Below are 12,885 nucleotides of genomic sequence, written 5' to 3'. Positions count from 1 at the left end.
AGGAGTGGTGCAGTGTGCACATTGTCGCCGGGCGGTGCCGGCAGCAGCATGGACGCACCCACCCTCCGACAACCGCCGGGAGCCGCCCGTGTCCTCGTCCCCTGCCAGGTCCGCCGTCGAGCGCCTCGACGTCCTCATCGTCGGAGCCGGGATCTCGGGCATCGGCGCCGCCCGGTACCTGAAGACGGAGCTGCCGTCGAAGAGCTTCGCGATCCTCGAGGCGCGCGAGGCCTCCGGCGGGACCTGGGACCTGTTCCGCTACCCGGGCATCCGGTCGGACTCGGACCTGCACACCTTCGGCTACGAGTTCAAGCCGTGGCGCGACGAGCAGTCCATCGCCGACGCGCCCCGGATCCTGGCCTACCTGCGGCAGGCGGCGACCGAGAACGGCCTGGAAGCGCACACCCGGTACCACCACAAGGTGCTCGGCGCGTCCTGGTCGACCGACGAAGCGCGGTGGACCGTCGAGGTCGAGCGCACCGACACCGGCGAACGCACCACGCTGACCTGCGGCTGGCTGTTCTGCGCGGGCGGCTACTACCGCTACGACGAGGGCTTCACTCCCCGCTTCGAGGGCCTGGACCGCTTCAAGGGCACGGTCGTGCACCCGCAGCACTGGCCGGAGCAACTGGACTACGCCGGCAAGCGCGTGGTGGTGATCGGCAGCGGGGCGACCGCGGTCACCGTCGTACCGGCGATGGCGACCACCGCCGCGCACGTGACCATGCTGCAGCGCACGCCGACCTACGTCATGCCGGTGCCGCGCGTGGACGTGATCGCCAACACGCTGAAGAAGTACCTCGGTCCGCGGCGCGGCTACGCGCTGACCCGGCGCAAGAACATCATCCAGCAGCGTCTGATCTGGAGCTTCTGCCGGCGGTTCCCGAAGGCGGCACGGCGTCTGATCCGGTGGGTCAACACCCGCCAGCTGCCTCCCGGTTATCCCGTCGACGAACACTTCAACCCGCCGTACGACCCGTGGGACCAGCGGCTGTGCGCCGTTCCCGACGGCGACCTGTTCCGGGTGATCCGCGACGGCCGGGCCTCGGTGGTCACCGACCGGATCGCCGGCTTCACCGAGCAGGGCATCCGGCTGGAGTCCGGCCAGGAGCTGGCGGCGGACGTCGTCGTCACCGCCACCGGACTGAACGTGCAGGCGTTCGGCGGGATGGGCCTCACCGTCGACGGCCGCGGGGTGCGGCTGCCCGACACCCTCGCCTACAAGGGCATGATGCTGTCCGGCGTGCCGAACTTCGCCTACGCGATCGGCTACACCAACTCCTCCTGGACGCTGAAGATCGGCCTGCTGTGCGAGCACTTCTGCCGACTCCTCGCCCACCTGGACGCGCACGGCTACGACACCTGCCGACCCGAGCCGGCGGAGCCCGGGATGGCGACCCGCCCGTTCCTCGACTTCGGGGCCGGCTACGTCCGGCGCGCCGTCGACTCGCTCCCCCGCCAGGGGGACCGCATGCCGTGGCTGACCTCGATGGACCACCGCGACGACATCAGGCTGCTGCGGTCCGGCGGCGTCGCCGACCCGGAGCTGCGCTTCTCCCGGTCCGCCGTCCGTGCGGAGGTGACGACGTGACCGGCGGCACCCCGGCGGCGCCGGGCGGCGGGGACGCGGCCGGGGACCGGTTCGTCGACCTGCCGGCCTGCCCGCGGCTCGCCTACCGGGTGCACGGCCCGGCCGGCGGCGAACCGCTCCTCCTGGTCGCCGGGCTGGGACTGGACCTCACCTCCTGGCCGGCACGCATGGTGGACGGGTTCACCGCCCACGGGTTCCGCGTGGTGCGGTTCGACAACCGCGACGCCGGCCGGTCCGGTCGGATCGCCGCACCGCCGCCGGGCCGGGCCCGCCAACTCCTCGCCCGCCCCCGCCCCGACGCCTACGACCTGGCCGACATGGCCGCCGACACCCTGGGGCTGCTGGACGCCCTCGGCATCGACCGGGCCCACCTGGTCGGCATGTCGATGGGCGGGATGATCGCGCAGACCCTCGCCGCCCGCAGTCCCGACCGGGTCGCCACCCTCACCTCGATCTTCTCCACCACCGGCGACCGCCGGGTGGGCCGGCCTGGTCGACGATCGCGCGGCTGGTCGGGCCTCCGGCCCGTACCGTCGAGGAGTCCGTGACCCGGCACCTGGCACCTGGCACCTGGCACCTGGCACCTGGCGATGCTGGCGCACATCGGCGGCCGCGGCTTCCCGCCCGACGAGGCGGCGGAGCGGGCCTGGGCGACCGCCCTCTGGGAGCGCACGGGCGGCAGGCCCTCCGGCGCCCCGGTCGCCCGGCAGATCGACGCCATTCGCGCCTCCGGCGACCGTACGGCCGAGCTGCGCCGGATCACCGCCCCCACGCTCGTCGTCCACGGAGACCGCGACCTCCTGGTGCACCCCAGCGGCGGCCGCGCCACCGCCGCCGCGATCCCCGGCGCCCGGCACGTGGAGATCGCCGGCATGGGCCACCATCTGGCCCCGGGCGTCCTCGACCGCCTGGTCGACCTCACCACCGCACTCGCGCGCACCCACGGCGCCCGTCCCGCAACCACTCCCACTCCCACCCCTGCCCCCGCACCCCCGACAGAAGAACCCGCATGAGCAGCGTCCGCGACAAGGTGGCCGTGGTCACCGGCGCCGGTTCCGGCATCGGCCGCCGACTGGCCTTCGAACTGGCCGCCCGCATCATCGTGGACGGCGTGGAAGCCGGCGCCCCCCCGCGTCCGCGTCGGCTCCGACGCCAAGCGGGCGGACCGCCTGACCCGTCTGCTCCCCGGCCTGTCCCCCCGGCTGATCGCCGCGGCCGAGCGGCGGATGTTCGGCTCCGCCGAGCGCTGACCGGCCGGGGCTCACGGGCCTGCGGGCCCCGGCCGCCAGTCGGTGGCCAGCGGTCGCTGACCGCCAGTCGGCAGTCGGCGGCCGGCGGTCGGCGGTCGGCGGTCGGCGGCCGCCAGTCTGTGGCGAACAGCAGTACGGATGGGGTGTCAGTCCGCTGAAGTATTCTTCCCGCCACCGCACACCGACCAGGAGGAACAAGAGAATTGTCCGGCCTCACAGCTTTCCCGCTGCCTTTTCACACCTCGCGTTCCCTGCCGTTCGCGACACCTCGGACGCTGCGGGAACTGCAGATGATGCAGTGCAGCGCGCACATTCGGGCGAAGCCGGGATGGTTCGACAAGATGCACGACGCCGACATCGTCGCGAGGTGGACGCGGGAAGCGGTCGACCAGGGCCTCACCGAGGCTCAGGTTCGCTACGTACTCTCCGAACTCGCGCATTACGCCGCGCTGCGGGACGGGCGAACCGGCATCGAGGTGTCCGCGGTCGACGGGGTGTGGCAATCGGACGCCCTGATCGACGAAAAGCTCGCCGTCCGGCTGCGCGAGGCCGTCCGGGTTCTGGAGGACGTACCCGAAGCGGAGAAGGACTGGCATCCCGGATCCGACGGCCAGGTGCTGGATCTCGTCCACCCCTCGCTGTTCTGCCTGGTGAAGGAGGTGAGCGGCGCGCCCGAGCGGGCTTGGCGGAACCCGGCGAACCAGTATGCGCGGTACGAGTTCTCGGAGAAGTTCCAGTGGATGCCGACGGACGTCGACGTCGACGAGAACGGCGGTGTCGCCTTCCGTTCGTACGTCAACAACGTCCACCCCGAGAAGCATCACGAACTGGCGGCCGTGCTGCCGGAATTGTTCGCGCGCATGCTCCCGCTCCTGGAGAACGTGCTCACGGACCTGCGCCATCCGCGGCCGCCGCGGATCGAGGCGGATCCGTACGGGTGGTACGGCTCGGGGCCGGAGTATCCGAACCGGTCCGCCTACGGTGACGACGAGGCCTACGCGGAGGCCCGGCGCGCATGGGACCGGGCACAGGACGAATGGTGGGAGAACCGGCGCCCGGTGGTCCCGGACGCCCCGGAGTTCACCCCGCCCGAGTCGCCCGAGGCGTCCGCCCGGGTCGACCTGCGCGGCCGGCGCCTCCAGGTCATCGTCAAGGTCGCCGGCATCCACCTCACGCCGGACAAGCCCGAGTACGCCGGTGGCTCCTGGCACGTCGAGGGGATGCTGAACGAGCGGATCGTCTCGACCGGCCTCTACTACTGGGACAGCGAGAACATCACCGAGAGCCGGCTGGGCTTCCGGTCGGCGCTCGACGACCCGGACTACGAGCAGAACGACGACGACGGTCTGCGCGAGGTCTACGGCCTGGAGGACGAGGACGCGCTGAACCAGGTGCTGGGGTCGGCGTCGACCCCGGCGGGCCGCTGCCTGGCGTTCCCGAACGTCCTGCAGCACCGTGTCGCCCCGTTCCGCCTCGCGGACCCCACCCGCCCGGGCCATCGCAAGATCCTCGCGTTCTTCCTGGTCGACCCGTCGGAGACGATCGTCTCGACGTCCGACGTGCCACCGCAGCAGCCCTGGTCGGCCTCCTCGACCATGACGCTGGAGCAGGCCGAGGGCTTCCGCGAAGAGCTCATGCGGGAGCGCAAGTTCTTCGTCGACGAGCACAACGAGCAGCTCTACGAGCGCGAGTTCTCCCTCTGCGAGCACTGAGCCCTCACCGGATCACCTGATCACCGGCTCACCACTCCGGAACGCGTCCGCCGGCCTCATGAGGTGCGTGACGCGTCCGGAGTGTCCGGCGCGCTCCGCGCATCCGGAGCGTCCGCGGTGTCCGGCGTACAGAACGCGATCATTTCGCCGCCCGGGTGGGCGAGTCGGCCGTTCTCGAACCGGTTGCAGGTTCCGTGGGTCCGTACGAGCAGCTCGTCCATCTGCTCCTGGCTCAGCCCGACGGCCTTCCTGCCCGGGCCGGATCCACGCGCCGGGAACCCCGCGGTCACCGGGTCGAGCGCGGCACGGCGCTCCTGAAGCATCTTCTTCAGGCAGTCGCGGTCACCGGCGGAGAGGGGATCCCCCGAGCCTTTCGCCGAGTTGCGTTCGGCGCCGGCGGATCCGGGCGTTTCGATCGTCTGCGCTGATGGACCCTGGAAAGAGCCCGCGCCCGGCGCGAGGATCTCTCTGCGACCGCACCGCCTCGTGCCCGCCTTCCCTCGCGGGGACCCGCGGGCTGCCGGAATGCCCGATCGGCACCCTCGCCGCCGCCAAGCAGGCGGTCACGCGGATCATCGACACCGCCCCGGAACGGGCCCCGCCGGGACTGCGCGTGTACGGGGCCACGTATCCCGGTCAGGACAAGGGGAAGGGCTGCGCGGACACGCAGCAGGTCCTGCCGGTCACGCCGATGGACGCCGCGGCGCGTGCGGACGCGAAGAAGCGGGTCGCGGGGTTCAAGGCGGTCGGGTTCACGCCGATCGGCGTCTCGCTCCGCGAGGCGGCCGAGGACCTCGGCGGGAGCGGCAAGCGCCGCATCGTCCTCGTCTCGGACGGTGACGACACCTGTGCGCCGCCTCCTCCGTGCGAGGTGGCCCGCGAGCTCAAGGCGCCGGGCATCGACCTCGCCGTGGACGTGGTCGTGGTCGGCTTCCGGACGCCGTCGTCCGCGCGGACGCAGTTGAAGTGCATCGCCGACGCGACCGACGGGTCGGACGCGGACGCGGACGCGGACGCGGACGACGCCGACTCGCTGACCGACCATCTGGCCACGCTGTTCCGCAAGGGGTGGCGGACCTACCAGGCCACCGGAAGCCGGTGGAGGGCTCCCTCTCCGGCTGCCAGGACGCCCCGCTGGTCGCGCCCGGCCAGTACCTGGACGAGTTCACCGGGGGACGCGACCTCTACTACAAGGTCAAGAAGCGTCCGGACCAGCTGCTCCAGGTGAGCGCCACCGCCGTCGCCGAGGAGGGGTACGACCGCGGTTCCATCATCACCGTCGCGGCGGGCCCGCCCGGCGACGGCGAACCCCGCGCGTGGCTCCGGGAGTTCTCCCAGTCGATGGGGTGGTCGAACATCATCTCCACCGGAGGCCGGAGCGAGCCGGGATCGGACAACGAGAAGGCCGCGCCGAACGACACCGGCTGCATCATGGTCGAGAACGACGTGACCGAGTCCGGTGACAAGCCGATACCCGTCGAGCTGCTCGTCGGCATCGCGGACAAGACGACCCGGGCGGCCGGCGCGCGGGTTCCCCGGCCCCGCACCGGGGCGGCGGCCCAGGGCGGCTTCTCCTTCAACAGCGCCACGCCGATCGGACCGGGCACCTACCGGCAGTCCATCGCCGTCGGCGAGGCCCCTTTCTGGCGGGTGGAGTTGAAGGCGGGCCAGAAGCTGACGGTCAAGGGCGGCGTGGACATCCCGACGGCCTTCCCCGGCTCCACCACCACCGGCTGGTCCGTCACCGTCTGCAACGCCCGGCGCGAGTCGACGCTGTGCAACGAGGACCACGACCTGACCGAGCTCTTCTCGGGCCGGAGGGGGCACGTCGAACGGGCCTGCGGGCCCTGGGAGATCACCGGTCCGGACGATGGGAAGAGCTCCGATCTCAACGGGTACGACGTGCCCGGCACGTTACTGCATCCAGGCCGCGGTCGCCGAGCCCGACGAAGAGGCGAAGGGCACCGTCGTCCCGATCTCGCTGACCGTGGACGTCTCCGGCACACCCCGTGCCGGAAACGGCCCGGTGTTCTCCTTCGGCGACGAGTCCGCCCAGGGCCCCTCGCCGTCCGCCCCGAACGGGGACGGCGAACAGGGCGGGAACGGGAACGGCGAACAGGGCCGGACCGGCGTGCAGGGCGGTTCCGGCGACACGGCGGTCGCCGCCGAGGACGACGACCCGCTCATGGGCGGGCTCGCGCTGCCGTTGGGCATCGGCGCCGCGGTCCTCCTGCTCGGCGGCGTCGCGTTCTACGTCCTCAGGCGCGGCAACGGCGCCTGACCGACGGCGCTCCCGCGCCGATGGCGGGAGAGCGGTGATGGCGGGAGAGCCGTGATGGCGGGAGAGCGGTGATGCGGCAGGGCTGAAGGGCGGGGTCGAAAGGTCACGCTCTTTCAGCCCTGCCGCCTGCTTCACCTGCTTCACCTGCTTCACCTGCGCATCATGTGAACCAGGCGCATCACGTGAACCAGACGAATCAGAAGTCCCTGTCGGGCCTTTGCTGTTACATGTTCACGGAACAACCACCGTATGGTGATCAGTCGATCCGCATGCCTTTTCACCGACCTCGCGGCCGCCTTAGGATTGCCCTGCGTGCCGGAGGACTCGCGGTGTGTGATGCGGGGTGACGCTGGCTGGTCACCGGTTTCGCAATTCGTCATCGGATCCGTGACTCGTGGAATTGGGTGACCCATGCCTCCTCGGCTTGTCGGCCATCAAGGCTCCCTGGCTGGAAAGCAGTTCCCGATCGGCACCACACCGGTAACCCTCGGTCGCAAAGGCGACAACAGCATCGTGATAGTCGGGGAGAACGTCTCGCGCTTTCACGCAGAAGTACGCCGTGAAGGCCATGGATTCGTTCTGTACGACAGCGGCAGCAGCAATGGGACACGGGTCAACGGGACGCGTGTGACGTCGCACGAACTGCAGCCCGGCGACCTCATCGAGATAGGCACCGAGACGTTCCGCTTCGAAGCGGCCGACGCGATGGAGACCATCCTCGACCTCTCGGTCCTGCGCCCGCTCGCCCCCTCCGCCCAGGCGACCCTGGCGGCGGGTCCCGTCCTGGAGGTCACGGTGTCGGGCGGTGGCCCCGTCGGCCTGAGCTTCGCCCTGCTCCTGGAACACCTCATGGGGCACCGCGTCTCCCTCACGGTGTACGACGGCCGCTGGACCCAGGACGGAGCGAAGGTCGTCTGGAAGGACGAAAGCCAGGGCAACGTACGCCGGCAGCAGGTCGTGACGGTGCAGAGCCGCCAGTACCTGAACCTCCCCGAGGAGGTGCGGGAACGGCTGTTCCGCGGCGACGCGTTCACCGAGATGTGGCCGGTCGGCCCCGACTCGGTCCGGGGCCACAGTCCGAGGAACCTCCGGATCGCCTACATCGAGGACACGCTCCTCGAACTGGCCAACGAGAAACCGGACCGCATCCGGCTGGTCCCCGCCGCGTTCGACCCGGCCGAGCACCAGAAGTCCGGGGCCAAGGACCACGTCCTCGCCGTCTGCGAGGGCGGGCGCTCCCGCACGCGGGAGTACTTCGCCGACAAGTTCGGCAGCGCCGACAAGTCCATCTACTCGCTGCACGGCCGGCACGTTCAGGACGTCGTCCTGGGCCTGCGCGTCAAGTCGACCCTGACGGACCCGATGACGGTCCTCCTGACCGTGGCCCAGAACCGGTTCCTCCTCAACGCCCTGCGCGGCGAGGGGTTCCTCAACATGCGGCTGACCGACGCCGAGGCCGCGGAGGTCGTCGGCATCGATCCGGTCCGGCACGTCTTCGAGGAGTGCATCGCCTCACGCCCGTGCGTCATGGGCCGCGACGACCACGGCGACTTCCAGTGCTCGACGCACAGCACCCTCTTCCTGCCCGCCATGGTCAGGGGCTCGGCCCTGTGGAAGCGGGTGCTGGAGGGACTCACGCTGTTCGGGGTCGCCGAGAAGGACCTGAGCGCCGTCACCGCCTTCCGGCTCGACATGGTGCAGCGCCCCCGGTTCACCACCCGTCTGCACCCGGCCACGTCGACCTCACCGGGGACGTACGGATTCCTCCTCGGCGACGCCGCCAACGCGATCCACTTCTGGCCGGGGCGCGGGCTCAACAGCGGCCTGGGCTCCGCCGTCTCACTGGCCCGCTCCCTCAACGGCGCCTGGACCGGAAGGCCGTTCCGCGACGCCGACTTCGCACGCCACGAGGCGGCCATGTCCATGCTCCAGTACCGGCACAAGAGCCGCGCCTGGAACACGATGATCACCACCGACGAGAACGGCGTCAGCCGCCCGATCAAGGAGAAGATCGCCCAGAGCATCGAGGAGTCCGAGGGCAAGGACCTCGACAGGAACGCGGACATCGACGCTTTCGTCGAACGCCTGCGGTCGATCCGCGACCGGCTGGCGTCACGACTCCCCGGCATGCCCGACGACGCCACCCTCCGGAACCACCTGGAGTCACTCGGCTCCTCCACCCTGCGCACGCTGTGGGAGAGCGGAGCGTGGGACACCCTGATCGTCGGAGGCGAAGAGGTGGACATCGACATCTTCTACCGGCAGGACCCACCTCCCGCGACCGCCACGAGGAGGACCCCCGCGGCGTCGTGACCGCGGAGGCGCGGGGGTCCTCGTCGACGGCCGCCCCTCAGGCGGCGACGGTGGCGGTCAGGAGCCATCCCGTGCTCAGGAGACGGACCGCGCCACCGGTCTCGTGAGCACCGAGGCCCTCGGTCAGGCGCCGGCGCGCTCGGGCCTGCGCGGCGGGGTCGACCGCGCCGAGGAGGTGCCGGCCGGGGCCGGAGTCGAGGAGGAAGTCCGCGGCCTCCCCCGCGGTGCGGCCCCAGGTCCCGTACGCCTGGACGTGTTCGGCGCGCACGTCCAGGAGACCCGCCGTGCGCAGCAGACCGGTCGCGGTGTCGGGGTCGGCGAGGGAGAACATGCCCGGTCCGCCCGGGGCGCCGAAGCCGCCGATCGGCAGGATGTCCCCCAGCGCGGTGAGTGCGGTGAGCCACTCGTTCCCTTCGGGTTCCGCCGCGCTCAGGAAGGCGACGCGCCCACCCGGGCGCAGGGCGGACGCGATGCGGGCGAACGCGGCGGCGGGGTCGGAGAAGAACATGACGCCGAAGCGGCTCATCGCGACGTCGAAGGCGGCTCGGGGCAGGTCGTGGACCTGCGCGTCGCCGTGCGTGAAGGAGATGTTCGCGATCCCCTCCTCGGCGGCGACGCTCCGGGCCCGTTCGAGCATCGGGCCGGAGAGGTCGAGGCCGGTGGCGTGGCCGTGCTCCGCGGCCCGGGCGGCCAGGCGCGTGGTCGCGCCCGCACCGCAGCCGATGTCGAGCACCTGCTCCCCGGGGCGGATCGACGCGGCTGCCAGGAGCGGCCCGTCGAACCCGGCGTTGACGGCGTTCCAGCGGTCGTGGTGGGCGGCCCAGTGCGTGCCCTCGTAGCCGTTCCATGCCCGCGCCTGGGCGGGGTTGGCGGTCTGCTGCATGCGGAATGACCTCCGGTCGGGGAGCGACAGCCCTAGAATGGGCGGGGGCCCAAACAGTATGGGCGCTCGCCCATACTCGCAACACCCATTCCCCAGGAGGAAGTTGATGTCACCGCGCGGAGTAGCCATCGAAGGCCTGCGCGAGCGGCTCTTCGCCGCCGCGGAGCGCGTCCTCGCCCGCGACGGGGCCGCCGCGCTGACCAGCCGCGCCGTCACCGAGGAGGCCGAATGCGCCAAGGGAGTCCTCCACACCCACTTCGCCGGCCTGGACGAGTTCGTCGCCGAACTCGTCCTCCACCGCTTCGCCGTCGCCGCCGCGCAGTCGGCGGACCTCCCCGGCAGAGCAGGCAGCGGCTCCGTGACCGGCAACCTCGCGGACGTCTCCGCCTCGGTACTGGCCCTGGACCCCGGACTCGTCGGCCTCGCGGTGACCCGCCCCGTGGCCGCCCGGCGCGTCCGGGAAGCCTGGCAGGCCGGCGCCCCCGGCTTCCCCGCGATCCAGGAGTCGGTCAGCCGCTACCTGCACGCGGAGCAGGAACTCGGCCGGGTCGCGGCCCCCCTGGACACGGACTCCGTCGCGCTCGCACTCGTCGGAACCCTGCACCACCTCCTGATGACCGGCTCCGCCGAGGCGACGCCGGGTTCTCTGGCGCAGATCGAGCGACTCGTCCAGGCGCTGATCCGTACGACCTGACGACCTGACGACCGACGGCCCGTGCCCGTCTTCGACCTGACGACCGACAGCCCGTGGCGCGTACGCGACGTGACGTCCGACGCCCAGCGGCTCGTCCGCGACGCGCCCCCGCACCAGGAACCCCGGCCAGGGGCCCCGCCAAGAGCCCTGGCCAGGGCTTCACGTCCTCGCGGGAGGTCCCCGTCAACCCGTTCGCGTGACGCGCGCGGACCCCGTACGTTCGGCGGATGACCAGGACGACACCGCCCCGGCCGATCGACGTGGAGGCCGTGTTCCCGGAACTGGCGGCCTACCGGCGGCGCACCACCCGACTGCACCCGCGACCGGGGCGACCCGGCCGGCACGACAGCCACGTCGGCGGCCCGATGCTGTGGCCGCGGGACGAGCCGTGGCCGCTCTGCCGTGAGCGACACCAGCCGGAGACCGAGGGGTACGCCCCCGAGGACGTCCGCGCGGCCCGGGCCGCGGGTGCACGGCCGCGGAGCCGCCCCTGGGCCGGTGCCGACGCCCCGGGGACGTCCGAGCCGGTGCCCTTCATGGGACTCGCCCAGCTCTTCGCCCGCGACGTCCCCGGCCTCGCCGCCGGCCCCGGCGGCGCCGACCTGGTGCAGCTCTTCCGCTGCCCGCTCACCCACGGCCCGCACCTGGAACGCCGCTACCTCCTGCAGTGGCGGACGGCCGCGCAGACCGAGCGCGCGGGCCGGTTCCTCGGCGCCGCGCCCGAAGTGCCGTTGCTCCGGTGGGAGGACGAACTCCCCCGGCCCTGCGTCGTACACCCCGAGGAGGTCGACACCTATCCCTGGGCGGAGGACGACACGCTGCCCGCGGCCCTGCTCGCCCGCATCGACGCCTGGGACGACGCGCAGACAGCCGAAGGCGGTCGTGACGCCCCCCTCTACCAGGGCGCCCTCTCGATCCCGCCCGGCTGGCGGGTCGGGGGCCATCCCAGCTGGGCGTCGACCGGCCCGATGGACATCGCGTGCGCGTCCTGCGCGACCCCGATGCGACTCCTCCTGACGGCCGCGGGCGAGGAGGCGGACGCCGACTCGCACACCTGGATGCCGTGGGAGGACCGCGATCCGCCCCTGACCGGCATGGCGTCGATCCGAGGCGGCGAGTCCGTCTCCCATCCCTCCGGTCTCCGTTTCGGCCGAGACCGGGACCTCCACGTCTTCATCTGCCCGACCGACCCGGGGCACCCGCCCCGATGGGTGCTCTCCTGAGGCGGTGCGGGCCTCGTGGCGGCGGTAGCCGATCGCGCCGCCGCCGGGCGACGGCGGCCGAGGGGCGGGCCGCCGTCGCCGGTGGCAGCCTGGGGCCGTACGGGATCTGCGAAAGGGCACACCCATGATCACCACCGACTTCGTCCCGGGCTCCCCCTGCTGGCTGGACCTCGGCGCCCCCGACGTCCCCGCGGCCGCGGCCTTCTACGGCACCGTCCTCGGCTGGACCTACGAACCCATGACCGGCGGCGGCGAGGACATGGAGGGCGGCATGTTCCGCAAGGACGGCAAGATCGTCGCCGGCCTGGGCAAACTCACCGAACCCGGAGCCCGCTCCGCCTGGATGATCTACTACAGCGTCACCGACGCGGACGCCACGACCGAGGCCGTGCGGCGCGGCGGCGGGACCGTCCGCGTCCCGCCCACCGACCTCGACGAATGGGGCCGCATGGCCCAGTACAGCGACCCCCTCGGCGGCCAGTTCGCCGTCTGGCAGCCCGGCACGAACAAAGGCGTCGAGCTCGTGGACGCCCCGGGCGCCCTCTCCTGGACCGAGCTCTACACGACCGACGCCGCGGCCGCCCGCGACTTCTACGGCAGCGTCTTCGGCTGGCAGTACTCCGACATGGAGATGCCGGGCGGCGGCGGCACGTACACCCTCATCACCCCCGCCGGCCTCCCCCCGGAGCGCATGCAGGGCGGACTCATGCAACTCCCCCCGGAACACCTCTCCCTCACCGACGGCCGCCCCTACTGGCACCCCGTCTTCGACGTGCCCGACTGCGACGCCGCCATCGCCGAGGTCACCGGTCACGGCGGCAGCGTCCAGATGGGCCCCGACGACGCCGAGGACGTGGGCCGCCTCGCCGTCTGCCTCGACCCCTCCGACGCCGACTTCGTCGTCCTGACGCCGACCCCGAAGTAGCCGCCGCCCCCGA

The 12,885-nt window shown here is 72.0% G+C and carries 14 protein-coding genes; 10 read left to right on the top strand and 4 right to left on the bottom strand.

The annotated features are described in order from the left end of the window. Positions 1-88: 88 nt before the first annotated feature. From ACIQFX_RS07505 to ACIQFX_RS07490, 4 genes are all read left to right on the top strand, one after another. Positions 89-1,591: a flavin-containing monooxygenase gene (locus tag ACIQFX_RS07505; RefSeq protein ID WP_402459779.1), complete on the top strand. Its 1,503-nt coding sequence runs from the start codon at positions 89-91 to the stop codon at positions 1,589-1,591. After that, positions 1,588-2,139, top strand: a complete 552-nt coding sequence (locus ACIQFX_RS07500) for an alpha/beta fold hydrolase (protein ID WP_402459777.1) — start codon at positions 1,588-1,590, stop codon at positions 2,137-2,139. The genes ACIQFX_RS07505 and ACIQFX_RS07500 overlap by 4 nt, the downstream gene beginning before the upstream one ends. Before the next feature lie 42 nt (positions 2,140-2,181). Further along, on the top strand, positions 2,182-2,604 hold the full coding sequence (locus ACIQFX_RS07495) for an alpha/beta fold hydrolase (protein WP_402459776.1): 423 nt from the start codon (positions 2,182-2,184) through the stop codon (positions 2,602-2,604). A 440-nt stretch (positions 2,605-3,044) separates the two neighbouring features. Next, entirely contained in the window at positions 3,045-4,553 is a 1,509-nt protein-coding gene (locus tag ACIQFX_RS07490) for a DUF4246 domain-containing protein (protein WP_402459775.1), read from the top strand. Positions 4,554-4,609: 56 nt separating this feature from the next. Here the strand turns inward: ACIQFX_RS07490 and ACIQFX_RS07485 are convergent, their stop codons facing one another. Further along, a complete protein-coding gene (locus tag ACIQFX_RS07485; RefSeq protein ID WP_402459774.1) occupies positions 4,610-4,876 on the bottom strand; it encodes a helix-turn-helix domain-containing protein in 267 nt (88 codons plus the stop codon). Between the two features lie 104 nt (positions 4,877-4,980). Here ACIQFX_RS07485 and ACIQFX_RS07480 point away from each other — a divergent pair, with 104 nt between their 5' ends. Next, a complete protein-coding gene (locus ACIQFX_RS07480; RefSeq protein ID WP_402459772.1) occupies positions 4,981-5,781 on the top strand; it encodes a hypothetical protein in 801 nt (266 codons plus the stop codon). Here the strand turns inward: ACIQFX_RS07480 and ACIQFX_RS07475 are convergent. Both ACIQFX_RS07475 and ACIQFX_RS07470 read right to left on the bottom strand, forming a co-directional pair. Continuing rightward, the gene (locus tag ACIQFX_RS07475) at positions 5,741-6,160 is read right to left on the bottom strand and encodes a hypothetical protein (protein ID WP_402459771.1); all 420 of its coding nucleotides are present in this window, start codon (positions 6,158-6,160) and stop codon (positions 5,741-5,743) included. The two genes, ACIQFX_RS07480 and ACIQFX_RS07475, sit on opposite strands and share 41 nt — an antisense overlap. Next, complete coding sequence (locus ACIQFX_RS07470; RefSeq protein WP_402459769.1) at positions 6,161-6,298, bottom strand: hypothetical protein; 138 nt, start codon at positions 6,296-6,298, stop codon at positions 6,161-6,163. Positions 6,299-6,423: 125 nt separating this feature from the next. Here ACIQFX_RS07470 and ACIQFX_RS07465 point away from each other — a divergent pair, with 125 nt between their 5' ends. Further along, a complete protein-coding gene (locus ACIQFX_RS07465; protein WP_402459767.1) occupies positions 6,424-6,834 on the top strand; it encodes a hypothetical protein in 411 nt (136 codons plus the stop codon). 411 nt (positions 6,835-7,245) lie between these two features. Next, positions 7,246-9,147: an FHA domain-containing protein gene (locus ACIQFX_RS07460; RefSeq protein ID WP_402459766.1), complete on the top strand. Its 1,902-nt coding sequence runs from the start codon at positions 7,246-7,248 to the stop codon at positions 9,145-9,147. A 37-nt stretch (positions 9,148-9,184) separates the two neighbouring features. Here the strand turns inward: ACIQFX_RS07460 and ACIQFX_RS07455 are convergent, their stop codons facing one another. Next, a complete protein-coding gene (locus tag ACIQFX_RS07455; protein ID WP_402459764.1) occupies positions 9,185-10,030 on the bottom strand; it encodes a class I SAM-dependent methyltransferase in 846 nt (281 codons plus the stop codon). 106 nt (positions 10,031-10,136) lie between these two features. On the opposite strand from ACIQFX_RS07455, the gene ACIQFX_RS07450 reads away from it, so the two are divergent. The 3 genes from ACIQFX_RS07450 (at position 10,137) to ACIQFX_RS07440 (ending at position 12,872) form a co-directional block, all read left to right on the top strand. Further along, positions 10,137-10,724: a TetR family transcriptional regulator gene (locus tag ACIQFX_RS07450; RefSeq protein ID WP_402459763.1), complete on the top strand. Its 588-nt coding sequence runs from the start codon at positions 10,137-10,139 to the stop codon at positions 10,722-10,724. A gap of 227 nt (positions 10,725-10,951) precedes the next feature. Further along, positions 10,952-11,947, top strand: coding sequence for a hypothetical protein (locus ACIQFX_RS07445; RefSeq protein WP_402459761.1), 996 nt, complete (start codon positions 10,952-10,954; stop codon positions 11,945-11,947). A 124-nt stretch (positions 11,948-12,071) separates the two neighbouring features. Next, a complete protein-coding gene (locus ACIQFX_RS07440) occupies positions 12,072-12,872 on the top strand; it encodes a VOC family protein (RefSeq protein ID WP_402459759.1) in 801 nt (266 codons plus the stop codon). The last annotated feature ends 13 nt before the right edge of the window (positions 12,873-12,885 follow it).

Source organism: Streptomyces sp. NPDC093089, from assembly GCF_044754405.1.
Lineage (GTDB): Bacteria > Actinomycetota > Actinomycetes > Streptomycetales > Streptomycetaceae > Streptomyces.
This window is presented reverse-complemented; position numbering and strand designations above follow the sequence as displayed.

Bases quoted from the DNA above. Each gene is read 5' to 3' on its own strand.
- ACIQFX_RS07480 (WP_402459772.1), top strand. From the start codon at position 4,981: ATGGACCCTGGAAAGAGCCCGCGCCCGGCGCGAGGATCTCTCTGCGAC.
- ACIQFX_RS07495 (WP_402459776.1), top strand. From the start codon at position 2,182: ATGCTGGCGCACATCGGCGGCCGCGGCTTCCCGCCCGACGAGGCGGCG.
- ACIQFX_RS07485 (WP_402459774.1), bottom strand. From the start codon at position 4,876: ATGCTTCAGGAGCGCCGTGCCGCGCTCGACCCGGTGACCGCGGGGTTC.
- ACIQFX_RS07440 (WP_402459759.1), top strand. From the start codon at position 12,072: ATGATCACCACCGACTTCGTCCCGGGCTCCCCCTGCTGGCTGGACCTC.
- ACIQFX_RS07460 (WP_402459766.1), top strand. From the start codon at position 7,246: ATGCCTCCTCGGCTTGTCGGCCATCAAGGCTCCCTGGCTGGAAAGCAG.
- ACIQFX_RS07445 (WP_402459761.1), top strand. From the start codon at position 10,952: ATGACCAGGACGACACCGCCCCGGCCGATCGACGTGGAGGCCGTGTTC.
- ACIQFX_RS07465 (WP_402459767.1), top strand. From the start codon at position 6,424: ATGGGAAGAGCTCCGATCTCAACGGGTACGACGTGCCCGGCACGTTAC.
- ACIQFX_RS07450 (WP_402459763.1), top strand. From the start codon at position 10,137: ATGTCACCGCGCGGAGTAGCCATCGAAGGCCTGCGCGAGCGGCTCTTC.
- ACIQFX_RS07455 (WP_402459764.1), bottom strand. From the start codon at position 10,030: ATGCAGCAGACCGCCAACCCCGCCCAGGCGCGGGCATGGAACGGCTAC.